Raw genomic sequence first — 26860 nt, 5'->3', positions numbered from 1 at the left:
GTCGATATTGAGGCCGATGTCATAGCGGCGCGCGAGAACCGCGAGCGCACGCACGCGCGGCAGCAGCTCGCTCATGGTGCGCTCCTGCTGCGCGCGCGAATAACGCGGATGCAGCGCGGAGAGCTTGATCGAAATGCCCGGACCTTCGTAGATGCCACGGCCGCCCGCCGCCTTGCCGATCGCGTGGATCGCCTGTTCGTAGGCGGCGTAGTAGCGCTGTGCGTCGGCTTCGGTCGTGGCCGCTTCGCCGAGCATGTCGTAGGAATAGCGGAAGCCGCGTGCTTCGAACTTGCGGCTGTTGGCCAGCGCTTCGGAGATGTTTTCGCCCGTGACGAACTGCTCGCCCATCAGGCGCATCGCCATGTCGACGCCCTTGCGGATCAGCGGCTCGCCGCCCTTGCCGATCATGCGCGTAAGCGCCGACGACAGACCCGTTTCGCTATTCGTCGTCACCAGCTTGCCGGTGATCATGAGGCCCCAGGTGGCGGCGTTCACGAACAGCGACGGCGCGTGGCCGACGTGCGATTTCCAGTCGCCCTTGCTGATCTTGTCGCGGATCAGCGCGTCGCGCGTGGCGCGGTCGGGAATGCGCAGGAGCGCTTCGGCCAGGCACATCAGCGCCACGCCTTCCTGGCTGGAGAGCGAGAACTCGTGGATCAGGCCTTCCACGCCGCCGCCGGTGCGCTTGGCGCGCAGCGTTTCGACCAGCTTCGTGGCCAGCTTCGTGACGTCGCCGGTGAGATTGGCGGGCAGGCGCGCTTCGCCGATCAGGAACGGCACGCATTCCGGCTCCGGGCGACGGTACGCAGCGGTAATGGCCGCGCGCAGCACCGACTGCGGTTGCACGTTCTGGGCGAATTCGAGGAACGGGTGCGACGCGTATTCGTCGGGGCCGTCGCCGGTTGCGCCATCGGTGAGATCGGCGGCGCTCACATGGCCGTTCAGTTCGGGCGGCAGTTGCCCGTGCTCGATCTTTTCGAGGTACGCGAAGATGGCCTGCTTGATGAGCCAGTGCGGGGTGCGCTCGAGGCGCGTAGCGGCATCTTTGAGCCGCGAGCGGAGGAGGTCATCGACCTTGACGCCAAGGGTGGTGCTAGCCATGTTTCCTTCGTATGCCGGCTGACCCGCACCGGCCAAAGACTAAAAAGTTGGCGAATCGTACCGCTCCCAAAAAAAAGGTGCAACCAATTTCTTGGAACGGTTGCACCCCGCTGGAAGCCCCGTGCAGCCTGGGTTTGCGGCTGGTGGCGGCGCCCGGGCGTCAGGCGCTTGCGCTCGGTATTTTCCCTGGGCGTGAATCTTTTTTGTCACCCTGTTCAAAACGCATCGATTGCCGATATACATGCATAACGGGGAGCCGGCCAGTCCGGCGCGAGGACCAAAAAATGGAAAAGCTGATGGTGGTGGCAGGTGTGTGGAGCATGTGCGCGCTGTGCGCCGTGCTGTTTATCCGGGGCGCGGCGGCAACGACGTCCCGGCGCGCCCGTGCGGCGCAACCTGAGAGCGGCGAACCGGCCCACGCGGGCCAACGCTGATACGTCGCGAGCGGCCCGCGTCATGCGGGCTCGCGACGACAAGCCGCAAGAATGGTCGAGTCCGGCACATCGGCCAGTGCATTGAGCGAGATGCACGGCCATCGCGCCGCAAGCCCATCTTGAAAAGCGCATTGCGCGCCTTCGCGTTTTTCCTTTCGTTCGACGCTCAGATATCGAGCGGATCGACTTCCAGATTCCAGCGCAGCACGCCGCGCAATCCGCGCAGCGTGGGCAGCCACGCCCGCAGCGTGGCCTGCAGCGCGGCGCGCGAACTGCTTTCCACGAGCAGTTGAGCGCGGTGGACATTCATCACCTTGACGATCGTGAGCGGCACCGCGTCGTAGGCCATCACGCGCGAAGCCGTGGGCATCGTCGTGAGCGCCCTGGCGGCTTCGGCGAGAAACGCCAGCGCGGCTTCCAGCGTACGTCCCTCGGCGCGCAGCAGCGCCTGATAGACGAAGGGCGGCAGGTGCGCGTCGCGGCGCTCGGCGATCTGCGAGTTCGCGAAACCGATGTAATCGTGCCGCGACAGCGCGTGATAGATCGCGTGGCGCGGATAGCGCGTCTGCACCAGCACCTCGCCGGGCAAGCCGGCGCGGCCCGCGCGGCCACTCACCTGCATCAGCTGCGCGAACAGGCGCTCGCTCGCCCGGAAGTCGTGCGAGAACAGCGCGTTATCGGCGTTCATCACGCCCACCAGCGAGACGCGCTGGAAGTCGTGGCCCTTGGCGACCATCTGCGTGCCGACCAAGATGTCGACTTCGCCCGCGTGCACGTCCGAGAAGAGCGCCTGGGCGCTGCCCTTGCGGCGCGTGCTGTCGGCGTCGATGCGCAACACCCGCGCGCCCGGCACCGCGCTCGCGAGCGCTTCTTCGATGCGCTGGGTGCCGCGTCCCATCGGCGCGATATCGACATTGCCGCAATCCGGGCACGAATGCGGAATGCGCGATTCCCAGCCGCAGTGATGACAGCGCAACGCGCGTTCAGGCTTGTGCAGAACAACGTAGGCGCTGCAGCGCGGACAACCCGCTACCCAACCGCAGGCGTCGCACGAGAGCACCGGCGCATAGCCGCGCCGGTTCAGGAAAATCAGGCTCTGCTCGCCGCGTTCGAGCCGCGCCTTCATCGCCGCGACCAGCGGTCCAGACAGCCCTTCGAACGACGCGCGCCCGCGTCGGCGCTCCTCTTCCAGATCGATCAGCTTGACGCTCGGCAGCACGGCTTCGGCCACGGCGCGGCGTGACAGCGTGAGGCGCGTATAGCGGCCCTGTTCGGCCTGCCACCAGCTTTCCAGCGAGGGCGTGGCCGATCCCAGCACGACCGGCACTTCAAGCTGTTTGGCGCGCCAGACGGCCAGATCGCGCGCCGAGTAGCGCAGGCCTTCCTGCTGCTTGTAGGCGGGATCGTGTTCCTCGTCGACCACCAGCAGCGCCAGACGCGGCAGCGACGCCATCACGGCCAGACGCGTGCCTAGCACGATGCGCGCGCGCGCCGTATGCGCGGCGAGCCAGTGGCGCGCGCGCTCGCCTTCGGCGAGCCCGCTATGCAGCGTGACGATGGCATCGTCGGGCAGCACGCCCGCGAAGCGCGTGCGGAAGGCCGCCTCGAATTGCGGCGTGAGATTGATTTCGGGGACGAGGACGAGCGCCTGGGCGTCGGGCTGGCGTTCGAGCAGGCCCGCGAGCGCGCGCAGATAGACTTCGGTCTTGCCGCTGCCCGTCACGCCATGCAGAAGAAACGGCGCGAAGCCGCGCGATTCGAGGATTGCCTCTACTGCCTCGGCCTGTTCGTCGCTGAGCTGATGCAGCGCCGCTGGTCCGGTAGTTTTTGCGACCTCGTTCAGGGCCGGTCGCGCCGCGCCGAATTCGACGCGCTCGTACTCGACCCACCCCGCCTCGCGCCATGATTCGAGCGTCGCAGCGGCCTTCGGATGCAGCGCGCGCGCATCGGACAGATCCAGCTCACCCGCCTCCACCAACGCCTGCGCCAGACGCCGCAAGACCTGCGCGCGCGCGGGCAGCGCATCGGGCAAAGCGTCGCGGCCCGCGGGCAGGACGCGATAGCGTTCCTCGGGCGCGAGCAGCCGCTCCCAGCGCGCCGGATCGCGCAGTGCCTGCGGCAGCGCGGGCAGCGCAACTTCACCCAAACCGCGCTGATAGTAATCGGCGGCGAAACCCACCAGATCGAGCCATTGCGCCGACAAGGGCGGACACGACGCGCACACAGCGCTGACATCGCGCAGCTTGTTCGCGGGGACGTCACTGTGAGCGCTCACTTCGAAGATGAGCCCCACCGCTTCGCGTCGGCCGAACGGCACGCGCACCAGCATGCCGGGCTGCGGAGTGGGCGCGTCGGGCGGATAGCGGTAGTCGTAAAGCGCGGTGAGCGGATGGTCGAGCGCCACGCGCACGAAGCATGGCGTCATGCCCCACCCCATTGGAGACCACGCGTACACGGTGCGCTGGCGCACGGACGACCGTACTTAAAGTAGAACGTCACTTTTCGCGCTAAGTTTTGGATTCCGCTGAACAATCACGCTCCGCGTCGCCGCGCCTGTGGATAACTTTGTTAAGAACTCGGCCCGCGCGCCCGGCTGGCCGACTGCCGGGGTCATTATGTGGGACACCGCACAAATGGCCGTGGAGCGGCGAAAGCCTTATCTGTCAAGGGTCTGATTGATTGTTCACAGCCCGGGATATCGCCCTGCGGCAATTTTTCCGTCTTGCGCGCCGCAACGAGACAAGTGTGTATAAGTCAAGTCTTGACAGCGGCGCGATGGCGTCTGGATGGCCTCTTGCGCCGCGTGCGTCCCTGATGCCGAGAGCCCAGCACGCTGCAGCGCAACAAAAAATTCACACTGAATTCAGCCTGCCGCGTGCAGTGCGCGACTGTGACGATGCACCTCATCGACCAGTTCGGCGACGCTCTCCGGCGGCGTGAACTGGTTGATGCCGTGGCCCAGATTGAAGACGTGGCCGGGATGCGCGCCGAAGCTGTCGAGCACCGCGCGCGCCTGTTCGCGGATCGCCGCAGGCGAGGCGAACAGCACATTCGGATCGAGGTTGCCTTGCAGCGCCACGCGATCGCCCACGCGCTCGCGCGCACGGCCAAGGTTGACGGTCCAGTCGAGGCCGACCGCGTCGACACCTGTCTCAGCGATCTCGTCGAGCCACAGGCCGCCGCCCTTCGTGAAGGTGATGACGGGCACGCGCTCGCCGTCGTGCTCGCGCTTGAGCTGCGCCACCACGCGACGGATGTATTCGAGCGAGAAGCGCTGATAGATGCCATCGGCCAGCGCCCCGCCCCACGTGTCGAAAATCATGACGGCCTGGGCGCCCGCTTCGATCTGCGCGTTCAGATAGGCGGCCACGGCCTGCGCGTTCACTTCCAGGATGCGCGTCATCAGGTCCGGGCGCGCGTAGAGCATCGACTTCACGGTGCGGAAATCGTCCGAGCCGCCGCCTTCGACCATGTAGCACGCGAGCGTCCACGGGCTGCCCGAAAAGCCGATCAGCGGCACGCGCTGGCGCCCCTGGCCGTCGGTAAGCGCGCGGCGGATTTCGCGCACGGCGTCGGTCACATAGCCGAGCGTCGCGCCGATGTCCGGCACCGCGAGCTTCGCGACGTCGGCCTCGGTACGCACCGGATGCGCGAACTTCGGACCCTCGCCCGCCTGGAACGACAGGCCCAGACCCATCGCATCGGGAATCGTCAGGATGTCCGAGAACAGGATCGCCGCGTCGAGCGGATAGCGCTCCAGCGGCTGCAGCGTCACCTCGGTGGCGTAATCGGGATTCTTCGCCAGGCCAAGAAAACTGCCCGCGCGGCTGCGCGTGGCGTTGTACTCCGGCAGATAGCGGCCCGCCTGGCGCATCAGCCAGATCGGCGTGTACTCGGTCGGCTGACGCAGCAAAGCGCGCAGGAAGGTGTCGTTCAGAAGGGTGTGGGCCACGTGCGGAGGCGCTTGCGCGCGAGATTCGGAAGCGGGCAGTTATTTTACCGGAGCTACCGCTGCCGCATGGCGCTGATGGCCGGGATAAGCGTGCGCGGGACGCATGGGGCACGCGGCGCGCGCAGGCCAATCGGGAGAGTCCATGGTTATCGCGCGCGCGGGCGCGGACTAAGATCGCGTACCAGTGCGCCCTAAAACATCGACATCAACCCGCGCACGAGGAGACATCCAGATGAAAAAGAACAGGATCGCGGCCGCCTGCACGCTGCTTTGCGCGTGCGTCGCCGCGCTGGCCGTCACGCCGGCGGCATTTGCCGAGGGCGCCGCGACATCTTCGCGACTCGACGAGATCGTCGCGCGCGGCACGTTGCGAGCCTGCACGACTGGCGACTACAAGCCCTATTCGTTCTACCGGCAGGACGGCGCGTTCGAGGGCATCGACATCGACATGACCGAGTCGCTTGCGAAGTCGCTGGGCGTGAAGGCCGAGTTCGTGAAGACGACGTGGTCGAATCTCATGACCGATTTCCTCGCGAAATGCGATGTCGCGGTGGGCGGCGTGTCCACTTCGCTCGAGCGCCAGAAACACGCGTTCTTCACCGAGCCGTATCAGATCGACGGCAAGACGCCCATCGTGCGTTGCGACGACGTGAACAAGTACCAGAGCGTCGCGCAGATCGATCAGCCCACGACCCGTGTGATCGTGAACCCGGGTGGCACCAACGAGCGCTTCGCGAAACAGTTCTTCCCGCACGCGAATCTCACCGTCTATCCCGACAACGTGACGATCTTCAAGCAGATCCTCGCGGGCAAAGCCGACGTGATGGTGACCGACGCTTCAGAAACGCTCCTGCAACAGAAGCTCAATCCGGGCCTATGTTCCGTGCATCCCGACAAGCCATTCCAGTACGGCGAGAAAGCATGGATGGTGCCCCGCGGCGATGTCGTGTTCCAGCAATACGTCGATCAGTGGTTGCATCTGCTGCGCGCGAGCGGCGAGTATCAGACGATCTCCGATAAGTGGCTCAAGTGATTGCGTTGATGTGCGCACTGCATTTTGGGTGATCCGCCCGGCATCGATCATCATGAGCGTCGCATTTCGCGGCGCGTCATGGTTCGTTAATCCATATGACGAGTTGCAACCACTCGTTGCAATTGGATATGACAAATCATTGCATCACACACATGAATGCGAACGTGAATGCCCGCTGCATGTGCGATGCGAAATTACGCTTTCGTGTGGCGGATAACGTGTATCGCCCATACAGCGGGACTTCCTTCATGCACGCGGAATGCGGCAGTGCAATGCGCACTTTTGCGGTCCCAGAGCGCATTAAAATGCAGGTAAAAATGACTTTCGCAAAACGATCAGGATGGCAAAAAATCCCGCGGGGCCTTATACGACGGGCGTTACAACCTGAAACACTTTGTTACCGCCGAGGTTCATTAATTCGCCCACAATGGCTTCAACGGTTTCAACACGGATGTGGCTCGGTGCAAAGTGTGAGCGGACACGATCACCGGCCGGTCGGCATTAGCCGAAGCCCTTTGCTTAGGGGCATCCTTGCTGGAGCCGTGACCGGCGTTTTATACGTTTCTAGCCGGCTCCTCCTTTGGTCTCCTCGCGCTAACCCCGTAGCGTGTGGTTTTTAGCGGGCTCCAGGCCCGCTTTTTTTTCGTCCGCAGTTTCCCTTCAGTTTCTCAATCCACGTTTTGATCGCTATTTGTCGATGCATTTTGCTGCATTGGCGAATCGATTTTTGCGCAATTCAGTGTGAATGGACTGGCTCAATCGCCAGCCCATCCTTTCGTTATCCAGACTAATTTTCAACGTGCTTGCGCTTCGCTCAAGCCGTCTTCTGCTCACTGATCTTCAACTCGTCGATCATCTGTGCGCGCATCACGAACTTCTGCACCTTGCCCGTCACCGTCATCGGCAACTCGTCGACGAAGCGGATGTACTTCGGGATCTTGTAGTGCGCGATCTGCCCCTGGCAGAACGCCTGAATCTCCTCGACGGTTGCGGCCTCGCCGGGACGCAGCACGATCCACGCGCACACTTCCTCGCCGTACTTCGCATCGGGCACGCCGAACACCTGCACCGTCTGCACCTTCGGGTGGCGGAACAGAAACTCCTCGATTTCGCGCGGATAAATATTCTCGCCGCCGCGAATCAGCATGTCCTTGAGACGCCCGACGATGTTGCAGTAACCCTCGGCGTCGAGCGTCGCCAGATCGCCCGTGTGCATCCAGCCATCGACGATCGATTCAGCCGTTTTGGCCTCGTCGCCCCAATAGCCGCGCATCACCGAATAACCCTTGGTGCATAGCTCGCCGGTCTCGCCCACCGGCACGATATTGCCCAACGGATCGACGATCTTCACTTCCAGATGCGGCTGGATGCGGCCCACCGTGGTCGTGCGTTTATCGAGTGGGTCGGTCGTCGCGCTCTGGAACGAGACGGGACTCGTCTCCGTCATGCCGTAGGCGATGGTGATTTCCGCGAGGTGCATCTTCGAGACCACGCGCTTCATGGTTTCGATCGGACACGGCGAGCCGGCCATGATGCCCGTGCGCAGGCGCGAGAGATCGAAGCTCGCGAAATCGGGATGATCGAGTTCGGCGATGAACATCGTCGGCACGCCGTGTAGCGCCGTGCAGCGCTCCTCCGATACGGCCTGCAGCGTCGCGCGCGGGTCGAATGCCTCGCCGGGGAACACCATGTTCGCGCCCACCGAAACGCAGGCCAGCACCGCGAGCACCATGCCGAAGCAGTGATACAGCGGCACCGGAATGCACAGCGAATCTTCCTCGCTCAAGCGCATCGCCATGGCGATGAAGCGCCCGTTATTGAGCACGTTGCGGTGCGTGAGCGTCGCGCCCTTGGGGTTGCCCGTCGTGCCGCTTGTGAACTGGATGTTGATCGGATCGTCGGGCGTGAGCGTCGCGCCGATGGCTTCGAGTTCGCTCTTGCCGTTCTGGGCCAGGCGCACGCGCCCCTGCTCGATCACGTCGCTGAAATTGAGCATGCCGGGCGTGTCCGTGTCGCACATGCGGATCACCGCGCGCAGCTCCGGCAGCTTCACTGCGTGCAGGTCGCCCGGCGTCGCATGCGCGAGTTCCGGCGCGAGCGTCTGCAGCATCTCCAGGTACTTCGAGGTCTTGAAGCTCTGCGCCGCGACGATGGCCTTGCAGCCCACCTTGTTCAGCGCGTATTCGAGTTCGGCAAGACGGTACGCAGGATTGATGTTGACGAGCACCGCGCCGATGCGCGCCGTCGCGAACTGCGTAAGCAGCCATTCCACGCGATTGGGCGACCAGATGCCGACGCGGTCGCCCGGCTCGATGCCCAGCGCGAGAAAGCCTGCGGCCAGCACATCGATTTCGTCGGCGAACTCGCGCCAGGTCCAGCGGATGCCCTGTTCGCGAAACACCACGGCCGGCCGATCTGGAAAGCGCTGCGCGGTGTCGAGCACGAACTCGCCGATGGCCGCGTCGCTCAGCGGCGTGGCGGTGCTGCCGCGCACGTAGGAAAGCCCGTCTTTCGGCGCGATGAGCGCTTCGCGCGGGGCGCTGGCTGCGGCTGCGTCGATTGCCATGATGGCTGTCTCCCCGGGAGTCTGCGTCCCGTTTGAAATGGATTTGAAATCGATTGTGCCACCGCCCTTGAGGCCGGCAGCATCAAGTTTTACCCGCAGCGCATGGGCTGCGAACGCGTTATCCGCGCGTACCGTCGGAAAGCACGAAGGCATGATTTCGCATTACCTTTCCGTAAACGTCAAGTGATTTTCTGATGTCGGCCGATAGCGCACCAGAACCGATGGACGAAAAAAAACGGGCTCCCGTGAGGGAGCCCGTTTCAAGGCGGCCGGTGCGCCCCCGAAAGGACGCGCTACCGCGCTTATTTAGTGCTGATTCATCTTGCGCAGGCGCTGGATCGCCGCGAGTTGCGCCACTGCGTAGGCCAGTTCAGCCTGTGCCGTAGCGTACTCGAGGTTCGAACCGGCGTTCTGCAGCGCCTCTTCGGCGCGCTTGCGCGCTTCGCCAGCCTTCGCTTCGTCGAGATCCTTACCGCGGATCGCGGTGTCGGCGAGGACCGTCACGGCGCCCGGCTGCACTTCGAGAATGCCGCCTGCGACGAACACGAACTCTTCCTTGCCGTCTTCCGCCTCGATGCGCACGGCGCCCGGACGGATACGCGTGATCAGCGGCGTGTGGCCCGGCAGAATGCCCAGTTCGCCCGCTTCACCCGGAAGCGCGATGAACTTCGCCTGGCCTTCGAAGATGCTCTCTTCGGCGCTGACGACGTCTACCTTGATGGTTGCTGCCATATGTTCGACTCCTAGGGATTAAGTGGCTACGGAGGCGGCCAGGTAACGCGTTATCTGGCCGCTCGTTGGCAACTAACCCTTACTGGATCTTCTTGGCCTTTTCGAAGGCTTCGTCGATCGTGCCGACCATGTAGAACGCCTGCTCCGGCAGGTGATCGCATTCGCCTTCAACGATCATCTTGAAGCCGCGGATGGTTTCCTTCAGCGGCACGTACTTGCCCGGCGAGCCCGTGAAGACTTCCGCGACGTGGAACGGCTGCGACAGGAAACGCTGGATCTTACGTGCGCGGGCGACCGACAGCTTGTCTTCCGGCGACAGTTCGTCCATGCCCAGAATCGCGATAATGTCGCGCAGTTCCTTGTAGCGCTGGAGCGTCTGCTGCACGCGGCGCGTGATCGAGTAGTGCTCTTCACCGATCACGTTCGGGTCGATCTGGCGCGAGGTCGAGTCGAGCGGATCGACTGCCGGGTAGATACCCAGCGAGGCGATGTCACGCGACAGAACGACGGTTGCGTCCAGGTGGCCGAAGGTCGTAGCCGGCGACGGGTCGGTCAAGTCGTCTGCAGGGACGTACACGGCCTGAACCGACGTAATCGAGCCCTTCTTGGTCGACGTGATGCGCTCTTGCAGCTTGCCCATCTCTTCAGCCAGCGTCGGCTGATAGCCCACTGCCGACGGCATACGGCCGAGCAGTGCCGACACTTCCGTGCCAGCCAGCGTGAAACGGTAGATGTTGTCGACGAAGAACAGAACGTCGAGGCCTTCGTCACGGAAGTGCTCAGCCATCGTCAGACCGGTCAGCGCGACGCGCAGACGGTTGCCCGGCGGCTCGTTCATCTGGCCGTAGACCAGCGCGACCTTGTCGAGAACGTTCGAGTCCTTCATTTCGTGATAGAAGTCGTTCCCTTCGCGGGTACGCTCGCCAACACCGGCGAACACGGAGAAACCACCGTGTTCCTTAGCGATGTTGTTGATCAGTTCCATCATGTTGACGGTCTTGCCCACGCCAGCGCCGCCGAACAGACCGACCTTGCCGCCCTTTGCGAACGGGCAGATCAGGTCGATAACCTTGATGCCGGTTTCGAGCAGCTCAGCCGACGGCGACAGCTCGTCGAATGCCGGAGCCTTCTGGTGGATCGAACGCGTCGTTTCGCTGACGATCGGACCTGCTTCGTCGATCGGGCGGCCCAGCACGTCCATGATACGGCCGAGCGTCGGCTTGCCGACCGGCACGCTGATGGGCTTGCCCGTGTTCTTCACCACGGTGCCGCGGCGCAGGCCGTCCGACGCACCCAGACAGATCGTGCGGACAACGCCGTCGCCGAGCTGCTGCTGCACTTCCAGGGTCAGTTCCGACCCGTCGAGAATCAGCGCGTCGTAGATCTTCGGCATGGTTTCACGCGGGAATTCCACGTCGATCACCGCGCCGATGCACTGTACGATCTTGCCTTCTACCAAAGCAGTTGTACTCATCGATTTTCCTTTAGATACCTGAATTCTTCACTCGCCCACCGGTCACACCGGCGCGGTTTCGCAATCGGCTCGCGCTTATTGAACGATCAGACGGCTGCTGCGCCGCCGACGATTTCCGAAAGTTCCTTCGTAATCGCGGCCTGGCGGCTCTTGTTATACGAGAGCTGCAGTTCGTTGATGACCGTCTTCGCGTTGTCCGACGCTGCCTTCATCGCGACCATACGTGCGGACTGCTCCGACGCCATGTTTTCCGCCACGGCCTGATAGACCAGTGCTTCGACATAGCGGACCAGCAGTTCGTCCACGACGGTTTGCGCGTCCGGCTCGTAGATGTAGTCCCATTGCGACTTCGGCGTCGCACCGTCGTCCTCGCCACCGTTCAGGCGCTCGTTCGACAGCGGCAGCAGCTGCTCGATCACCGGCTCCTGCTTCATCGTGTTGACGAAGCGGGTGTACGCCAGGTAGACCGCCGAGATCTTGCCTTCCGAGTACTGGTCGAGTTGCACCTTGATGGCGCCGATCAGCTTTTCGAGGTGAGGCGTGTCGCCGAGCTGCACGACGTTCGAGACGACCTTCGCGCGCAGACGGTTCAGGAAACCGAGGCCCTTGGTGCCGATCGCAGTTGCCTCGATCGACTTGCCGGACGCTTCCAGTTCCTTGAACTTTTGCAGCGTGGCGCGCAGCACGTTGGTGTTCATCCCGCCGCACAGACCCTTGTCGGTCGTGACGAGAATCACGCCTGCGACCTTCGCATCGTTGTTTTCCACCATGAACGGGTGGCGATACTCGGGGTTCGCACGGCTCATGTGCGCAGCGATGTCGCGGACCTTATCGGCATACGGGCGAGCAGCGCGCATGCGCTCCTGGGCGCGGCGCATCTTCGATGCCGCGACCATTTCCATCGCCTTGGTGATCTTGCGCGTGTTTTGCACGCTCTTGATCTTGCCGCGAATTTCCTTCATTCCAGCCATTGCTTGCTCCTTTGTCGACCCGGGTCAGTGCCTCGCGGCGCTCACCCGGGTCCCAGTCCGTTTATCTAGATTGATTCCCGGACGGATCAGTATGCGCCGGACTTCTTGAAGTCCTTCAGAGCCGCGTGGAGCGCGTTCTCGTCGTCCTTCGAAAGGTCCTTCTTGTCCTCGATGCGCGCGACGAGGTCGGCGTGCTTCGACTTCAGGTATTCGCGCAGGCCCTTTTCGAACGGCAGGACTTCAGCAACGTCGATGTCGTCGAGGTAGCCGTTGTTTGCCGAGAACAGCGCCACAGCCAGTTCCCAGACTTGCAGCGGCTGGTACTGGGGCTGCTTGAGCAGTTCCGTCACACGGCGGCCGCGCTCGAGCTGCTTGCGGGTCGCTTCGTCGAGGTCCGATGCGAACTGGGCGAATGCCGCCAGTTCACGGTACTGCGCGAGGTCGGTACGGATACCGCCCGACAGCTTTTTCACAACCTTGGTCTGAGCCGCACCGCCAACACGCGACACCGACACGCCGGCGTTGATTGCCGGGCGGATGCCTGCGTTGAACAGGTCGGTTTCCAGGAAGATCTGGCCGTCGGTAATCGAGATCACGTTCGTCGGAACGAATGCGGTCACGTCGCCTGCCTGCGTTTCGATGATCGGCAGTGCCGTCAGCGAACCCGTCTTGCCCTTGACTTCGCCGTTCGTGAACTTCTCGACGTAGTCGGCCGACACGCGTGCTGCGCGCTCGAGCAGACGCGAGTGGAGATAGAACACGTCGCCGGGGTAAGCTTCGCGGCCCGGCGGACGGCGCAGCAGCAGCGAGATTTGACGGTATGCCCAGGCTTGCTTGGTCAGATCGTCATAAATGATCAGGGCGTCTTGACCGCGATCGCGGAAGTATTCGCCCATCGTGCAGCCGGCGTACGGTGCGAGGTACTGCAGCGCAGCCGATTCCGAAGCCGAAGCCGCGACGACGATCGTGTACTCGATCGCGCCGGTTTCTTCGAGCTTGCGCAGCACGTTCTGGATCGACGACGCCTTCTGGCCGATGGCGACGTAGATACAGATGAGATCCTTGCCCTTCTGGTTGATGATCGTGTCGACGGCCACTGCGGTCTTGCCGCACTGACGGTCGCCGATGATCAGCTCACGCTGGCCACGGCCGATCGGCACCATTGCGTCGATCGACTTCAGACCGGTTTGCACCGGCTGCGACACGCCTTCACGCCAGATCACGCCCGGAGCGATCTTTTCGATCGCGTCGGTCATCTTGGCGTTAACCGGGCCCTTGCCGTCAATCGGGTTGCCGAGCGGATCGACCACGCGGCCGATCAGTTCCGGACCAACCGGGACTTCCAGAATGCGGCCCGTCGTCTTGACGATGTCGCCTTCCGAAATGTGTTCGTATTCACCGAGAATCACGGCGCCGACCGAGTCACGCTCGAGGTTCAGCGCGAGACCGAAGGTGTTGCCCGGGAATTCGAGCATTTCGCCCTGCATCACGTCCGACAGGCCGTGGATGCGCACGATGCCGTCGGTCACGGAGATCACGGTGCCCTGGTTGCGAACGTCTGCGCTCGCTTCAAGGCCCTGGATCCGGCTCTTGATCAGCTCGCTGATCTCAGAGGGATTGAGTTGCATATTCGCTCCTGATGTTCAATTCTGTTGCGTGCCAGCCGCCACGCCCGACCGTTAGGATCGAGGCGTTCAGGCGGTCAGAGCCGCCTGCATGCTGGCGAGCCGCGCGCGGACCGAGGTATCGAGCACTTCGTCGCCGACCGTGACGCGCACGCCGCCGATGAGCGACTTGTCGATCTCGACGGTCGGCTTCAGCTTGCATTTGAACTTGCGTTCGAGGCTGGCGACGAGTTCGTCCAGTTGCGTGCCTTCAAGCGGGAACGCGCTGACGATCAGCGCGTCTGCTGCACCGGCCTTGGCGTTCTTGAGCGCTTCGAACTGTGCGTGGATTTCCGGCAGCAGTTCCAGGCGGTGATTCGCGACCAGCATCTGAACGAGGTTCTTCGCCTCGGCCGAATCCTTGAGCGGGGACTTCACCGCCGCGAGCAGCAGCTCGACGACCTGGGCAGGGCTCACTTTCGGGCTCGACGCGACCGACAGTACGTCGGGCACGGCCGCAACCTGTGCCAGCTCCGTTACGAGCGTGGACCAGGCGGCGAGGTCACCAGCTTCGGCCACGCCAAACAGGGCTTCTGCGTACGGGCGGGCGATGGTTGCAAGTTCGGCCATGATCAGAGCTCGGCTTTCAGTTGATTCAGCAGTTCGGCATGTGCCGACTGATCGACTTCGCGCTTCAGGATCTGTTCAGCGCCTTGCACAGCGAGGGCGGCGACTTCGACGCGCAGTGCTTCGCGAGCCTTGACCACCTGCTGATCGGCATCCGCCTTCGCCGCAGCGATGATGCGGGCGGCTTCCGCCTGTGCCTGGGCCTTGATTTCTTCTGCGACTGCCAGCGCGCGCTTTTCAGCGTCGGCGATGCGGTTCTGGCCTTCGTTGCGGGCCGTGGCGAGTTCTTCGCCCACGCGCTTGTGCGCCGCTTCGAGTTCCGCCTTGCCCTTTTCAGCGGCCGCGAGGCCGTCAGCGATCTTCTTCGAGCGCTCGTCGAGGGCGTTGATCAACGGCGGCCACACGAACTTCATCGTGAACCACGCGAGGATCAGGAACACGACCATTTGCGCAAACAGGGTTGCGTTGAGATTCACGGTGTTTCCTTAATCAGCTATTCCGGGGAATTGAAACGGCAAGGCGCTCATCGGTTGTGAAACTCGATCAGCGCCTCGTCACCCGTTCCGCTCTGCGCCCATTCCGTTATAGATCAGGCGCAACCTTCCAGGGAACTTAGCCCGCGACCGCGGCGAGCTTCGACAGCAGCGGATTCGCGAACGCGAACAGCATTGCAACACCAACACCGATCAGGAACGCTGCATCGATCAGACCAGCCAGCAGGAACATCTTCGTCTGCAGCGGGTTCATCAGTTCAGGCTGACGTGCGCAGGCTTCGATGTACTTGCCGCCCATCAGGCCGATACCGATACAGGCGCCGATTGCACCCAGGCCGATGATGATGCCGATACCGATGGCCGTGAAACCCTGGATGTTGGCGATGAAAGCTTGCATGATCACTCCTTTGTGAGATTTTCTGGAACTGGGGATTTGAAACTTAAAACTGCAATTCTGGGTACGACCGCCGCTTAGTGGCTGTCGTGTGCCTGGCCGATGTACACCAGCGTCAGCATCATGAAAATGAACGCCTGCAGCAGAACGATCAGGATGTGGAAGATCGCCCACACGCTGCCCGCAATCACGTGGCCGATGAAGCCAAGCACCGTCGTGTCCGCACCGAAGGTCCAGAGACTGCCCAGCAGGGCGATCAGCAGGAACAGCAGTTCGCCTGCATACATGTTGCCGAACAACCGCAGGGCGAGCGAAACCGTCTTGGCGACGAACTCGATGATGTTGAGTGCAAGGTTCGGGATCCACAGCAGCGGATGCGAACCGAAAGGCGCCGACAGCAGTTCGTGCACGAAGCCGCCAGGACCCTTGATCTTGAGGTTGTAATAGATCATCAGCACGAACACGCCGAGCGCGATGCCGAACGTGCCGTTAAGGTCGGCGGTCGGAACGATACGCTGGTGCGGCAGTGCTTCGGACAGACCCAGCCAGCCGATCACGCGGCCCGGCAGGTCGACGGGGATGAAGTCGAGACAGTTCATCAGCGCAACCCAGACGAACACGGTCAGGGCCAGCGGCGCGATGAACTTGCGATTGCCATGGATGATGGACTTCGACTGGTCTTCGACCATTTCCACCAGCATCTCGATGGCGCACTGGAAGCGGCCCGGAACGCCCGGCGTCGCATTGCGCGCTGCGAGACGCAGCAGGAAGATGGTCACGAGGCCGCAGAGAATCGACCAGAACAGCGTGTCGAGATTCCAGACGTGAAAATCGACGATCGACGTCTGATGCGAGGTGGAAAAGTTCTGCAAGTGGTGCGCAATGTACTCTGAGGGATCCAGAGCGCGCGTGCCTTCGCTAGCTGCCATATCGTTAAAAGCCACCCAAATTGTCGAAACTCGGTTCCGGCCGCGCCCGCAATGCTGTATTGCGGGAACACGCCGCTGCGGAGTGAGTCTTATCTCCGCATGTGTCGCCTACGCGCAGTCCAACCGTGCACCGCTTCGATCGCCTCGACGCCTTCTACGTTGGCTACGTAGCGGGCGGCGCGATGTCGGCAGTGGGTCAGCGCAACGCGAGCGCGATCCAGTATGTCTTTAGTGCGATCAGGTACGTCACGAGCAAGGGAATCCACTGCACGTCGCGGTACCAGAACGCGATGGCGACGAACATCGCTATCGTCGCCCCCATCTTGAATGCTTCGCCGAGCACCCAGTTGAACACGGTGGCTGCACGGCTCAACTGCTTCAGGCGCGCTGCGAACAACGCACCGGGGATCCAGCAGATCGCTCCGCCCAGGAACGCCGATAGTGCAACCGCATTCGGCGCAGCCAAACCCGGCGGCTTATAAAACAGCCACCAGACCAGCGTAGCAACCAGGGACAAAACTACTTGCGCCGCCACGACACGAAAAGGTGTGACGCGGGAGGGGCGGCTCACCTGTGCGCCGAAGATCTGCTCGGCTTCGGCCCGGGTGAGCGGAACGATGTCGTTGTTATCTTGCTGGTCGGCGTCCCACTCTGCGTTGTGGTCAGTACCCACTGGCAGAGCGGCTTCTGCTGCATCCGGTCTCACATCCTGCCCCCGGCGGGATGCTTCGTTCGTGCGTTGCGGACCTTCGGGCCCACCATGCGCCTGCGGCGCTTCGTCTGGCCTCTGACCCACCATCGTTGATTCCGGATATTTGCCTTGCACGCGCTTTCTTGCAACGTGCTTACAGCATCGCCAACCAAATAAATCCGGGCGATTGTAAGCGATAGTTGCAGCCAATTCAAGACTTTAGCCCGCTCAATAACACCCGTGAAATGCTACTTCATCATGCGGGAAACACGCCATTACTCCGGGGGTAACGGAAACTGTAAGGGAGTGTCCTACACGCGGTCTGCACTCAGGAGAGCCAGGCAAAACGGGGCGCGATTTTACCGTGGAACGGCGCTTGTGTCGCGCCGACTTGTCGTATTTCCGTCAGAAAAAATATAACAAGAGTCCGCCGCCCAATACCGCGATTAACCAGAACGGCATGGAGATCAGGTGAAATGAAAGCCATACGCCACGCTCGCCCGACAATCGCACGGCAATCAGGTTCGCCAGCGAGCCGATGGCCACGCCAAAGCCCCCCACACTCACGCCGAATGCGAGCGCGCGCCAGTCGTGCGTAAAGCCTGCCAGCACAATCGCGGCGGGAACATTACTGATGGCTTGCGACAAAACGGCCCCTGCGGCATAAGCGCGCAGTGGCGTCTGCAGCGCGAGCCCGGCGAGTGCGTGATGGATCCACGGCTGCGCCGCGGCGCTACGCAAAACGATGAACATCAGCACGAAGATCAACAAAAGCAGCCAGTCGATCTTCAAAACGATGCGCGCGCGCCACAGCAAAAAGCCCCCCCCTACCCCGGCCAGCGCAATGCCCGCGCGATGCGCATCGGCAAGCAGGACGAAGCCGACGAACAGCACGACAGCGACACCGGCCAATGCTCGATCGACGGGATGCTCATCCGCGTCTTTCGTGAGGTCGAGTTGCTGCGGCTTGAACAGAAACGCGGCGAGCGCGAACAGCAGCGCCATCAGTAAGGCACAAAGCGGCGCGAGCGCAGCGACGAAACGGCCAAACGACACGCCACTCACTTGCCAGAGAAACAGGTTCTGCGGATTGCCAAGCGGCGTGAGCACCGAGCCCGCGTTCACGGCCAGCGCGATCATGATGATGAGCCGCTTGAGCGGCAGCGGCGTGAGCTTGTGCAGCGAAAGCACCAGCGGCACCACAACGAAAAGCGCGACGTCGTTGGTCACCACCGTTGAAAGCGCCGCCGCGAGCGCGATCAGCAAAAATGCCAGCGCCCGCTCAGAGCGAATCCGATGAACCAGGCGATGCGCTGTCCAGGTGAGGAATCCTGAATATTCCAACGCCTTGGTCAGAATCAGCAAACCAGCGAGCGTCATCACCGTTTGCCAGTCGACCAGCGCGGGCAGTTTCGAAAGCGGCTGCGGTGCGAGGATCTGCAGCAAGACCAGCGCGACAACAAGAATCGTCAGCACTGGTTCGCCGCGCACGAACGCACCGACCCGCTGCAGCAGGTTCGGCGTTGCGTTCATGGAGCCGCGCTTCGCGGCATCAGACTCTCGCACCGGGCCCGCGTGGCGCGTCAGACTTCGGTTTCGCCGCGCAGGCGCAGCAGAATGCCCTCGAGCGAATCGAGGTCGCCGAAATCGACTGTCAGTTGCCCGCGACCACGACGGCCAACCTTGATCTTGACCGTGGCGGCCAGCAGGTCGGACAACTCTTCTTCCAGGCGGCGCGTATCGCGGCCGCCGTCCTGCGCGGCCTTCGCCTTGACCGTGGGCACCGCCTTGGTTGTGGCCGCAACGAGTTTTTCCGTTTCACGCACCGACAGCCGGCGATTGACCACCTGATGCGCAAGCTGGATCTGCGTGGCGGCATCTACGGCGAGCAACGCGCGCGCATGACCCATGTCGAGATCGCCGGCGAGCAACATCGTTTGCACCGGCGTCGCCAGGTTCAGCAAACGCAGCAGGTTCGACACCGCGCTGCGCGAACGTCCTACCGACTCCGCCGCCTGTTCGTGCGTGAAATTGAATTCGTCGAGCAGACGCTGGATGCCCTGCGCCTCTTCCAGCGGATTCAGATCTTCGCGCTGGATGTTCTCGATCAGCGCCATCGCGGCGGCGGCCTGATCGGGCACATCCTTCACGAGCACCGGCACTTCCGTCAGACCCGCGATATTCGCGGCGCGGAAACGCCGTTCGCCTGCAATGATCTCGTAACGATCGGCGCCGATCGGACGCACGAGGATCGGCTGCATCAGGCCCTGCGCGCGAATGCTCGCCGCGAGTTCCTGAAGTGCGCCTTCGTCCATGCGCGTGCGCGGCTGGTACTTGCCAGCCTGCATCTGCGTGAGCGGGAGCGTGTTGGGTGCGCCTTCGATCTTCACCGCTTCGGTGATATCCGCGCTGCCGCCGAGCAATGCCTCGAGTCCCCGGCCCAATCCTTTCTTACGTGCTACTGCGTTCATCGTGCTTCCCCAGTCTGCGTCAGAGCGCGCGCACGCGCTCGATCATTTCCGCGCCGAACTGCACGTAGGCCTGCGCACCGCGCGATGCGCGATCGAACACCACGCCCGGCAAGCCGTAGCTGGGTGCCTCCGCAAGACGCACGTTGCGCGGAATCACCGCATCGAACACCTTGTCGCCAAAGTGCTCCTTGAGTTGCTCCGACACCTGCTGCTGCAGCGTAATGCGCGGATCGAACATCACGCGCAACAGGCCAATGACCTTCAGGTCGCGATTCATGTTCGCGTGCACCTGCTTGATCGTGTTGACGAGATCCGACAGACCTTCGAGCGCGAAGTACTCGCACTGCATCGGGATCACAACGCCGTGCGCCGCGCACAGTCCGTTGAGCGTGAGCAGCGACAGCGCGGGCGGGCAATCGATCAAAACGAAGTCGTACTGGTCGTCCACCTGGGCCAGCGCGTTCTTCAAACGCCGTTCGCGCTGATCGACCGACACCAGTTCCACTTCGGCGCCGGCAAGTTCGCGGTTGGCGGGCAGCACGTCGTAGCCGACATGCTCCGGGCTCGTGCGCGCGTCGGGCACCGAAACGCCATCGACGAGCACTTCATACACGGTGTACTCGCAGGCGGCCTTGTCGATGCCGCTGCCCATCGTGGCATTGCCCTGCGGGTCGAGATCGATGAGAAGGACACGCTGTCCCTGCGATGCGAGGCTCGCGGCTAGATTGACCGTTGTCGTCGTCTTGCCGACGCCGCCCTTCTGGTTCGCAACGCAGAAGATTTTTGCCATCTTGTGTGTGTCCCTTTACTGCCTGAAGAGTTTGCTTACGTTAGCGCAGTCAAAACGGCCGCGCTATTCGGCCTTTCGGCCAATGTTGCTAGTTGCTTGTTACTGCGATGTTTCTGTTTACCGCAATCAGTCCTGCGGCAACGGTTCGACCAGCACTTCGCTCAGATGCCGTTCGGCATCGAGCATCGGCACCGTGAGACGGATCGTATTCACCGCGCGCGCGCCCTCAGGCAAGCGCTCGATTTCGCCGTCGGGGCGTACGCCCTTCATGGCCCAGATCGCGCCGCCGTCCGCAACGAGGTGACGGGCCAGTGTAACGAAATCGGACAGTTCCGCGAATGCCCGCGAGACGATCAAGTCGAATTTTTTCGGTACTTCGACGCCGGGGCGCAGCGATTCCACCCTCCCCGTCACCACCGCCAGATTCGCCAGCCCCAGTTCGGCTTTGGCCTGCGACTGGAACGCCGACTTCTTGTGCACGATGTCGTTCAACGTCACCTGCCAGTCCGGGCGCGCAATCGCCAGCACGATGCCGGGCAAGCCGCCGCCCGAACCCACGTCGAGCACGTTCGCGTTTTCACGTGAAGGCAGATGCGGCAGGATCGAAAGCGAATCGAGGATGTGCTGGATCATCATCTGGCGCGGGTCGCGGATCGCCGTCAGGTTGTAGACGGCGTTCCACTTCGCGAGCAGCGCGACGTAGTCCAGCAGTTGTTCGTGTTGACGCTCGTTCAGGTCGAGGGAAAGCGCGTCGGCGCCTTCCTTCAGCATGCGTGCGAGACCGTCGCGGTCCGCGACGCCAGGTTGTCGTGCGCGCCCCGTCATTGAGCCACCGGCTTGTTGTCGGCAGCAGCGTCGGCCGGGTTCTGACGACGACGGCCAAGGCCGCGCTTGAGGTGCACCATCAGCAGCGAGATCGCAGCGGGCGTGATGCCCGAGATGCGCGACGCCTGCCCGATCGTTTCCGGACGGAACTGGCTGAGCTTCTGGCACGCTTCGAACGAGAGGCCGCGCACTTCCGCATAGTCGATGCCTTCCGGCAGACGCGTATTCTCATGCGCGCCGTTGCGTTCGATTTCGTCGGCCTGACGGTCGATGTAGCCCTGATATTTGATGCCGATTTCGATCTGCTCCTTGATTTGCTCAAGGAGGACCGCGTCGTCGGCGAGCGGCGCTTCGGGCGAGCATGCGCCTTCGCGCAGGCCCACAACACCGTCGTAGCTCACACCCGGACGACGCAGCAGATCGGCAAGGTTGTACTCGCGATCGATCGGCTTACCGAGCAATGCCGTCGCCTCTTCCGCACCCAGCGTCTTCGGATTCACCCACGTCGATTTCAGACGTTCGGTTTCACGTGAAACAGCGTCGCGTTTGCGGCTGAACGCATCCCAGCGCTCATCGTCCACAACGCCAAGTTCGCGGCCAATTTCCGTCAGACGCATGTCGGCGTTGTCTTCGCGCAGACTCAGACGGTATTCGGCGCGGCTCGTGAACATACGATACGGCTCGGAAACGCCACGCGTGACGAGATCGTCGACCAGCACGCCAAGGTAAGCCTGGTCGCGGCGCGGGCACCATGCGTCCTTGCCCTGCACTTGCAGACCCGCGTTGATACCTGCAAGCAGGCCTTGCGCAGCGGCCTCTTCGTAGCCCGTGGTGCCGTTGATCTGGCCCGCAAAAAACAGACCGCTGATCACCTTGGTTTCCAGCGAAGCCTTCAATCCGCGCGGATCGAAGTAGTCATATTCGATCGCGTAGCCAGGGCGCAGGATGTGCGCGTGCTCCAGGCCGCGCATCGAGTGCACGAGTTCCAGTTGCACGTCGAACGGCAGGCTCGTTGAGATCCCGTTCGGATAGAACTCGTTGGTCGTCAGGCCTTCCGGTTCCAGGAAAATCTGGTGCGATTCCTTCGAAGCGAAGCGATGAATCTTGTCCTCGATCGACGGGCAGTAGCGCGGCCCTACCCCTTCGATCACGCCCGTGTACATCGGCGAGCGATCCAGACCGCCGCGGATGATGTCGTGCGTGCGCTCGTTGGTGTGCGTGACCCAGCACGGGATCTGCTGCGGATGCTGCTCGGCACGGCCAAGGAACGAGAAAACCGGCACCGGATCGAGATCGCCCGGCTGCTCTTCGAGCACCGAGAAGTCGATCGTACGGCCGTCGATACGCGGCGGCGTACCGGTCTTGAGGCGGCCTTGCGGCAGCTTCAGTTCCTTCAGGCGCGCCGAAAGCGTGACCGCAGCCGGGTCGCCTGCGCGACCGCCGGTGTAGTTGTTCAGGCCCACGTGGATCTTCCCGTCGAGGAACGTCCCCGCCGTCAGCACCACGGCGCGCGCACGGAAGCGCAGGCCAATCTGCGTCACCGCGCCAACTACCCGATCGCCCTCGACCATCAGATCTTCGACGGCCTGCTGGAACAGCCAGAGATTCGGCTGATTTTCGAGGCGACGACGGATCGCGGCCTTATAAAGAATACGGTCGGCCTGAGCGCGCGTCGCGCGAACAGCGGGGCCCTTGGACGAATTGAGGATACGGAACTGGATGCCGCCCTCGTCCGTCGCTGCGGCCATGGCGCCGCCGAGCGCATCGACTTCTTTGACCAGATGGCCTTTGCCAATACCGCCAATCGACGGATTGCAGCTCATCTGACCGAGCGTTTCGATGTTGTGCGTGAGCAGGAGCGTTTTCACGCCCATGCGGGCTGCGGCAAGCGCGGCCTCGGTGCCGGCGTGACCGCCGCCGACGACGATTACGTCAAACTCTGTGGGAAAAAGCATGGCGGGGACCTCACGCACGGACGAATGGACCGCGTGAGCCTTCTCAGAAAAAGTGGTATGGGCGGATTATAACGGTTTAAGGTTTTCGACCGTTCACGCCCGATTAAGGTTTAGCTTCGCAAAAGAAAAAAGCGGCGTGTTTCACGTGAAACACGCCGCTGATTTCTGCAGAGCCTGACGAGGATGAAGTGACTAAACCGGTTTTTTGGCCAGCCCGAGGTAAGTCTCGATCACGCGTGGGTTCTGCGCCAATTCACTCGCCGGACCTTCCAGCGCGAGATCGCCCGTTTCCAGCACATAGCCGTAGTCGGAAATCTGCAGTGCAGCGCGTGCGTTTTGTTCGATCAGCAACGTTGCCACGCCCGTCTGCCGCAGCGCACTAATGATGTGGAAGATCTCCTTCACGATCAGTGGCGCCAAGCCAAGGCTGGGCTCGTCCAGCATCAGCAGGTCTGGCTTACCCATCAGCGCCCGTCCGACTGCGAGCATCTGACGCTCGCCGCCCGAGAGCGTGCCCGCCGCCTGCGCACGCCTTTCCTTCAGGCGGGGGAACAGGTCGAACACATGATCGAGTTGGTCGAGGAAGTTGCGCTCCCCTGCCCGCTTGCGCCGGTACGCGCCAAGCACGAGATTGTCTTCGACCGTCATCGACGCGAACAACTCGCGCTTCTCCGGTACGAGGCACATCCCGCGCGCCACCCGGCGCTCGATCGGCAACGCGCCGATTTCATCACCGAGATAAGCGATACGGCCGCTCGCGTGTCCCGTCACGGGCAGCGCGCCCATGATCGCATTGAGCAGCGTCGATTTGCCCGCGCCGTTCGGGCCGATCACGGAGACGATCTGCCCGGCGCCGACCTTGATCGATGCCTTATGGAGCGCCTCGATCTTGCCGTAGCGAACTGCAAGACCGGCCACTTCAAGGATAGGTGTCGCCATCACTCCACCCCGCCCAGATAAGCTTCCAGCACCGCAGGATCCTGCTGCACCTCTTGCGGCAGTCCTTCGGCGATGCGCGTGCCGAACTCCATCACGACCAGACGATCGGTGAGATTCATCACGAAATCCATATCGTGTTCGACCAGCAGCACGCTCATCCCCTCTTCTCTCAGCCTGCGCAGCAGGTCAGCCAGTTGCTGCTTCTCCTGATACCGCAGGCCGGCAGCCGGTTCGTCGAGCAGCAGCAGGGTCGGATCGCAACACAGCGCGCGGGCGATTTCCAGAATCCGCTGCTGGCCAAGCGCAAGACTGCCCGCCTCTTCGTACATATATTTCTCAAGACCAACACGCCGCAGTTGCCGGGCCGCTTCGGCCATCAACCGCCCCTCCTCCGCCGAGTTGAGCTTGACGACGCTGCGCAGCACGCCCGAATGGCCACGCAGATGCGCGCCGATCGCCACGTTCTCCAGCACTGTCATCGTCGGCAGCAGCTTGACGTGCTGGAAGGTGCGGCCGATCCCGCGCGCGACGATTTCACGTGAAGTCAGCTTGTCGATGCGCTCGCCGCGGAACGTGATCGCACCGCTAGTCGGCTGGAGCACGCCAGTAACCAGATTGAACGTGGTCGATTTGCCCGCGCCATTGGGCCCGATCAGGCCGATGATCTGCCCGGCCTTCACCTCGAAGCTCACATCGTTCACGGCGACCAGTCCGCCGAACTGCTTGCGCGCCTTGTCGACGTTCAGCAGCAACTCACCCGTCGCCGGCTTGCTGCGCTGCGGCAACGGTTCGGCGTGCTCGGGCACATGCGCTTGCGGCCCACGCGGGAAGAAGCGCGCCACGAACGGCCAGACGCCGCGCCGCGCGTACTGGAGCAGGAGCACCATCAAGATGCCGAAGACGATGATCTCGAAGTTGCCGTTCTCGCCGAGCAGCTTGGGCAGCAAGGTTTGCAGCCAGTCCTGCAGCACGGTGAGAATCGCCGCGCCCAGCACCGCGCCCCAGACGTGCGCCACGCCGCCCACGACGGCCATGAACAGATACTCGATGCCGTGATTCAGGCCGAACGGCGTCGGGTTCACGGCACGCTGCAAATGCGCGTACAGGAAGCCCGACACCGCCGCCAGAACCGCGGCATAGACGAAGATCACCACGCGCATCCAGGCCGTGTTGACGCCCATCGCCTCGGCCATCAGCCCGCCGCCACGCAGCGCACGGATCGCGCGGCCGGTGCGACTATTGAGCAGGTTCTGCACGGAGATCACCGACGCCAGCACCACCACCCAGATCAGGTAATAGATGTGCCGTCCCGACTCCAGCTCGATGCCCAGCACGTTGAGCACCGGGATGCCGTTGATGCCGTCGTACTTGCCGAGCATGTCCAGATTGCCGAACAGGAAGAACAGCGCGAGCCCCCACGCGATCGTCCCGAGCGGCAGGAAGTGACCGGATAGCCGCATGGTCACAAGCCCCAGCACGAGCGCGACGAGCGCAGTAATCACCACGCCGACGATCAGCGCGAGCCACGGCGAGACGCCGTATTGCGTCGTCAGATACGCCGTCGCGTAGGCGCCCAGACCGACGAAGGCGGCCTGCCCGAAGCTCGTCATCCCGCCGATACCGGTGAGCAGCACGAGGCCGATGGCGACGATCGAATACAGCCCGATGTAGTTGAGCAGCGTGATCCAGTACTCGGGCACGCGCACGACGCCGGGCAACACCGGCAGCGCGAACATCACCACGAGGAACAGCCAGAAAAAGCGGTTATGCAAGACGAGTCGTTTCATCGCGTCACTCCTCTTCCTCTTCGGCGTGCGGGGTGGAGAGACTGCGCCACAGCAGCACCGGGATGATCAGCGTGAAGACGATCACTTCCTTGTATGAACTGGCCCAGAACGACGAGTACGACTCCAGCAGGCCCACGAGCACGGAGCCCGCCGCGGCCAGCGGATAGCTCACCAGCCCGCCGATAATCGCGCCCACGAAGCCCTTCAAGCCGATCAGGAAACCCGAGTCGTAGTAGATGGTCGTGAGCGGCGCGACCAGCACGCCGCACAGCGCGCCCAGCCCCGCCGCAAGCGTGAACGCCAGCCGCCCGGCCTGCGTGGTGCCGATGCCGACAAGCCGCGCGCCCAGCCGGTTCACCGAAGTCGCGCGCAGCGCCTTGCCGGAAATCGTGCGGTCGAAATAGAAGTACAGCGCGACGATCAGCACGACGGCCGTACCGATGACCCAGAGGCTCTGCCCCGAGATCGACAGCGCGCCAATGTTGAAGCTGGCGTCCGAGAACGCCGTCGTGCGCGAGCCTTCCGCGCCGAACATCACAAGGCCAAGGCCGACCATCGCGAAGTGCACCGCCACCGCCACGATCAGCAGCAGCAGCGTGGTCGCCTCGGCGATCGGCTCATAGGCGAGCCGGTAGATGAACGGCCCCATCGGCACGACGATGGCGAGCGTGAGCGCGATCTGAGCGAGCATCGGCAGCGGCTGGGCGGCCACGCCGCGCGTGAGCGCGTAGAGCGCGATGGGAAAAAGCAGATACTTGCCCGCGAGCGTAACGAGCGTACGGGCCGCGTGACGCCGCCGTTCGGCATGACGCACGAGCCCGGCCGTCTCGACGACAAAGCACGCAATGCCCAGCGCGACGAGCAGCCAGCAGGTGGCGGGAAACTTCTGCGATTGCAGCGCGGCGAGCGTCAAAGCGCCGTACGAGACGAATTCGCCCTGCGGAATAAAGATCACGCGCGTGACGGAAAACACCAGCACCAGGGCGAGCGCGAGCAGCGCGTAGATCGCTCCAGTGGTGATGCCGTCCTGCGCGAGGATCGCGGCGATCGATAAATCCATAACCCCTCTTTCCTGAAACACGTGAAACCGG

At 62.9% G+C, this 26860-nt stretch carries 23 protein-coding genes; 2 read left to right on the top strand and 21 right to left on the bottom strand.

Annotated elements, in window-relative coordinates; translation table 11 throughout:
• The coding region (locus VG320_RS06795) for a proline dehydrogenase family protein (RefSeq protein ID WP_327199365.1) at nucleotides 1-1101 on the bottom strand (1101 nt) is incomplete at its 3' end.
• Nucleotides 1102-1385: 284 nt separating this feature from the next.
• Here VG320_RS06795 and VG320_RS06790 point away from each other — a divergent pair.
• Entirely contained in the window at nucleotides 1386-1535 is a 150-nt protein-coding gene (locus tag VG320_RS06790; protein ID WP_327199364.1) for a hypothetical protein, read from the top strand.
• 166 nt (nucleotides 1536-1701) lie between these two features.
• Here VG320_RS06790 and VG320_RS06785 read toward each other — a convergent pair whose 3' ends face one another.
• Nucleotides 1702-3960, bottom strand: a complete 2259-nt coding sequence (locus VG320_RS06785; RefSeq protein ID WP_327199363.1) for a primosomal protein N' — start codon at nucleotides 3958-3960, stop codon at nucleotides 1702-1704.
• 438 nt (nucleotides 3961-4398) lie between these two features.
• The gene (gene hemE / locus VG320_RS06780; RefSeq protein WP_327199362.1) at nucleotides 4399-5487 is read right to left on the bottom strand and encodes a uroporphyrinogen decarboxylase; all 1089 of its coding nucleotides are present in this window, start codon (nucleotides 5485-5487) and stop codon (nucleotides 4399-4401) included.
• Nucleotides 5488-5719: 232 nt separating this feature from the next.
• Between hemE and VG320_RS06775 the strand changes: the two genes are divergently transcribed.
• Nucleotides 5720-6520, top strand: coding sequence for a transporter substrate-binding domain-containing protein (locus VG320_RS06775; RefSeq protein ID WP_327199361.1), 801 nt, complete (start codon nucleotides 5720-5722; stop codon nucleotides 6518-6520).
• An 814-nt stretch (nucleotides 6521-7334) separates the two neighbouring features.
• Here the strand turns inward: VG320_RS06775 and VG320_RS06770 are convergent.
• The 18 genes from VG320_RS06770 to VG320_RS06685 form a co-directional block, all read right to left on the bottom strand.
• The gene (locus VG320_RS06770) at nucleotides 7335-9086 is read right to left on the bottom strand and encodes an AMP-binding protein (protein ID WP_327199360.1); all 1752 of its coding nucleotides are present in this window, start codon (nucleotides 9084-9086) and stop codon (nucleotides 7335-7337) included.
• 306 nt (nucleotides 9087-9392) lie between these two features.
• Nucleotides 9393-9818: a F0F1 ATP synthase subunit epsilon gene (locus VG320_RS06765; RefSeq protein WP_327199359.1), complete on the bottom strand. Its 426-nt coding sequence runs from the start codon at nucleotides 9816-9818 to the stop codon at nucleotides 9393-9395.
• Between the two features lie 79 nt (nucleotides 9819-9897).
• A complete protein-coding gene (atpD, locus tag VG320_RS06760; RefSeq protein WP_327199358.1) occupies nucleotides 9898-11292 on the bottom strand; it encodes a F0F1 ATP synthase subunit beta in 1395 nt (464 codons plus the stop codon).
• Nucleotides 11293-11378: 86 nt separating this feature from the next.
• Nucleotides 11379-12263, bottom strand: a complete 885-nt coding sequence (gene atpG / locus VG320_RS06755; RefSeq protein ID WP_327199357.1) for a F0F1 ATP synthase subunit gamma — start codon at nucleotides 12261-12263, stop codon at nucleotides 11379-11381.
• An 86-nt stretch (nucleotides 12264-12349) separates the two neighbouring features.
• On the bottom strand, nucleotides 12350-13891 hold the full coding sequence (gene atpA / locus VG320_RS06750) for a F0F1 ATP synthase subunit alpha (protein ID WP_327199356.1): 1542 nt from the start codon (nucleotides 13889-13891) through the stop codon (nucleotides 12350-12352).
• A gap of 66 nt (nucleotides 13892-13957) precedes the next feature.
• Entirely contained in the window at nucleotides 13958-14497 is a 540-nt protein-coding gene (locus tag VG320_RS06745) for a F0F1 ATP synthase subunit delta (RefSeq protein WP_327199355.1), read from the bottom strand.
• A gap of 2 nt (nucleotides 14498-14499) precedes the next feature.
• On the bottom strand, nucleotides 14500-14970 hold the full coding sequence (locus tag VG320_RS06740; protein WP_327199354.1) for a F0F1 ATP synthase subunit B: 471 nt from the start codon (nucleotides 14968-14970) through the stop codon (nucleotides 14500-14502).
• Between the two features lie 136 nt (nucleotides 14971-15106).
• Nucleotides 15107-15385 (bottom strand): F0F1 ATP synthase subunit C, encoded by a 279-nt coding sequence (atpE, locus tag VG320_RS06735; RefSeq protein WP_027815999.1) that lies wholly within the window; start codon nucleotides 15383-15385, stop codon nucleotides 15107-15109.
• A gap of 74 nt (nucleotides 15386-15459) precedes the next feature.
• Nucleotides 15460-16311: a F0F1 ATP synthase subunit A gene (gene atpB / locus VG320_RS06730; protein ID WP_327199353.1), complete on the bottom strand. Its 852-nt coding sequence runs from the start codon at nucleotides 16309-16311 to the stop codon at nucleotides 15460-15462.
• A gap of 196 nt (nucleotides 16312-16507) precedes the next feature.
• Nucleotides 16508-17110, bottom strand: coding sequence for an ATP synthase subunit I (locus VG320_RS06725; protein ID WP_414695986.1), 603 nt, complete (start codon nucleotides 17108-17110; stop codon nucleotides 16508-16510).
• 297 nt (nucleotides 17111-17407) lie between these two features.
• A complete protein-coding gene (locus tag VG320_RS06720; protein WP_327199351.1) occupies nucleotides 17408-18535 on the bottom strand; it encodes an SLC13 family permease in 1128 nt (375 codons plus the stop codon).
• Between the two features lie 50 nt (nucleotides 18536-18585).
• Complete coding sequence (locus tag VG320_RS06715) at nucleotides 18586-19473, bottom strand: ParB/RepB/Spo0J family partition protein (protein WP_327199350.1); 888 nt, start codon at nucleotides 19471-19473, stop codon at nucleotides 18586-18588.
• Between the two features lie 19 nt (nucleotides 19474-19492).
• Complete coding sequence (locus VG320_RS06710) at nucleotides 19493-20263, bottom strand: ParA family protein (RefSeq protein ID WP_327199349.1); 771 nt, start codon at nucleotides 20261-20263, stop codon at nucleotides 19493-19495.
• A gap of 126 nt (nucleotides 20264-20389) precedes the next feature.
• Nucleotides 20390-21088, bottom strand: coding sequence for a 16S rRNA (guanine(527)-N(7))-methyltransferase RsmG (rsmG, locus tag VG320_RS06705; RefSeq protein ID WP_327199348.1), 699 nt, complete (start codon nucleotides 21086-21088; stop codon nucleotides 20390-20392).
• Entirely contained in the window at nucleotides 21085-23043 is a 1959-nt protein-coding gene (gene mnmG, locus VG320_RS06700) for a tRNA uridine-5-carboxymethylaminomethyl(34) synthesis enzyme MnmG (RefSeq protein ID WP_327199347.1), read from the bottom strand. The genes rsmG and mnmG overlap by 4 nt, the downstream gene beginning before the upstream one ends.
• A gap of 192 nt (nucleotides 23044-23235) precedes the next feature.
• On the bottom strand, nucleotides 23236-23982 hold the full coding sequence (locus VG320_RS06695) for an ABC transporter ATP-binding protein (protein WP_327199346.1): 747 nt from the start codon (nucleotides 23980-23982) through the stop codon (nucleotides 23236-23238).
• Nucleotides 23982-25769 carry a branched-chain amino acid ABC transporter ATP-binding protein/permease gene (locus VG320_RS06690; protein ID WP_327199345.1) on the bottom strand — a complete coding sequence of 596 codons (1788 nt, stop codon included), beginning with the start codon at nucleotides 25767-25769 and terminating at the stop codon, nucleotides 23982-23984. The genes VG320_RS06695 and VG320_RS06690 overlap by 1 nt, the downstream gene beginning before the upstream one ends.
• Nucleotides 25770-25773: 4 nt before the next feature.
• A complete protein-coding gene (locus VG320_RS06685; RefSeq protein ID WP_327199344.1) occupies nucleotides 25774-26829 on the bottom strand; it encodes a branched-chain amino acid ABC transporter permease in 1056 nt (351 codons plus the stop codon).
• Nucleotides 26830-26860: the final 31 nt, after the last annotated feature.

It is taken from the genome of Paraburkholderia sp., assembly GCF_035948235.1.
Taxonomy (GTDB): Bacteria; Pseudomonadota; Gammaproteobacteria; order Burkholderiales; family Burkholderiaceae; genus Paraburkholderia.
Note: the sequence above shows the minus strand (reverse complement) of the source record. Positions and strands in the feature narration are given on the sequence as shown.

What these genes read in the sequence shown, in the direction of transcription:
- atpB (WP_327199353.1), bottom strand. Translation starts at nt 16,311, where the DNA reads ATGGCAGCTAGCGAAGGCACGCGCGCTCTGGATCCCTCAGAGTACATT.
- VG320_RS06720 (WP_327199351.1), bottom strand. Translation starts at nt 18,535, where the DNA reads ATGAACGCAACGCCGAACCTGCTGCAGCGGGTCGGTGCGTTCGTGCGC.
- VG320_RS06695 (WP_327199346.1), bottom strand. Translation starts at nt 23,982, where the DNA reads ATGGCGACACCTATCCTTGAAGTGGCCGGTCTTGCAGTTCGCTACGGC.
- VG320_RS06715 (WP_327199350.1), bottom strand. Translation starts at nt 19,473, where the DNA reads ATGAACGCAGTAGCACGTAAGAAAGGATTGGGCCGGGGACTCGAGGCA.
- VG320_RS06745 (WP_327199355.1), bottom strand. Translation starts at nt 14,497, where the DNA reads ATGGCCGAACTTGCAACCATCGCCCGCCCGTACGCAGAAGCCCTGTTT.
- VG320_RS06710 (WP_327199349.1), bottom strand. Translation starts at nt 20,263, where the DNA reads ATGGCAAAAATCTTCTGCGTTGCGAACCAGAAGGGCGGCGTCGGCAAG.
- VG320_RS06770 (WP_327199360.1), bottom strand. Translation starts at nt 9,086, where the DNA reads ATGGCAATCGACGCAGCCGCAGCCAGCGCCCCGCGCGAAGCGCTCATC.
- VG320_RS06765 (WP_327199359.1), bottom strand. Translation starts at nt 9,818, where the DNA reads ATGGCAGCAACCATCAAGGTAGACGTCGTCAGCGCCGAAGAGAGCATC.
- atpG (WP_327199357.1), bottom strand. Translation starts at nt 12,263, where the DNA reads ATGGCTGGAATGAAGGAAATTCGCGGCAAGATCAAGAGCGTGCAAAAC.
- VG320_RS06685 (WP_327199344.1), bottom strand. Translation starts at nt 26,829, where the DNA reads ATGGATTTATCGATCGCCGCGATCCTCGCGCAGGACGGCATCACCACT.
- atpD (WP_327199358.1), bottom strand. Translation starts at nt 11,292, where the DNA reads ATGAGTACAACTGCTTTGGTAGAAGGCAAGATCGTACAGTGCATCGGC.
- VG320_RS06690 (WP_327199345.1), bottom strand. Translation starts at nt 25,769, where the DNA reads ATGAAACGACTCGTCTTGCATAACCGCTTTTTCTGGCTGTTCCTCGTG.
- VG320_RS06790 (WP_327199364.1), top strand. Translation starts at nt 1,386, where the DNA reads ATGGAAAAGCTGATGGTGGTGGCAGGTGTGTGGAGCATGTGCGCGCTG.
- VG320_RS06785 (WP_327199363.1), bottom strand. Translation starts at nt 3,960, where the DNA reads ATGACGCCATGCTTCGTGCGCGTGGCGCTCGACCATCCGCTCACCGCG.
- VG320_RS06775 (WP_327199361.1), top strand. Translation starts at nt 5,720, where the DNA reads ATGAAAAAGAACAGGATCGCGGCCGCCTGCACGCTGCTTTGCGCGTGC.
- VG320_RS06725 (WP_414695986.1), bottom strand. Translation starts at nt 17,110, where the DNA reads ATGGTGGGTCAGAGGCCAGACGAAGCGCCGCAGGCGCATGGTGGGCCC.
- rsmG (WP_327199348.1), bottom strand. Translation starts at nt 21,088, where the DNA reads ATGACGGGGCGCGCACGACAACCTGGCGTCGCGGACCGCGACGGTCTC.
- mnmG (WP_327199347.1), bottom strand. Translation starts at nt 23,043, where the DNA reads ATGCTTTTTCCCACAGAGTTTGACGTAATCGTCGTCGGCGGCGGTCAC.
- atpA (WP_327199356.1), bottom strand. Translation starts at nt 13,891, where the DNA reads ATGCAACTCAATCCCTCTGAGATCAGCGAGCTGATCAAGAGCCGGATC.
- atpE (WP_027815999.1), bottom strand. Translation starts at nt 15,385, where the DNA reads ATGCAAGCTTTCATCGCCAACATCCAGGGTTTCACGGCCATCGGTATC.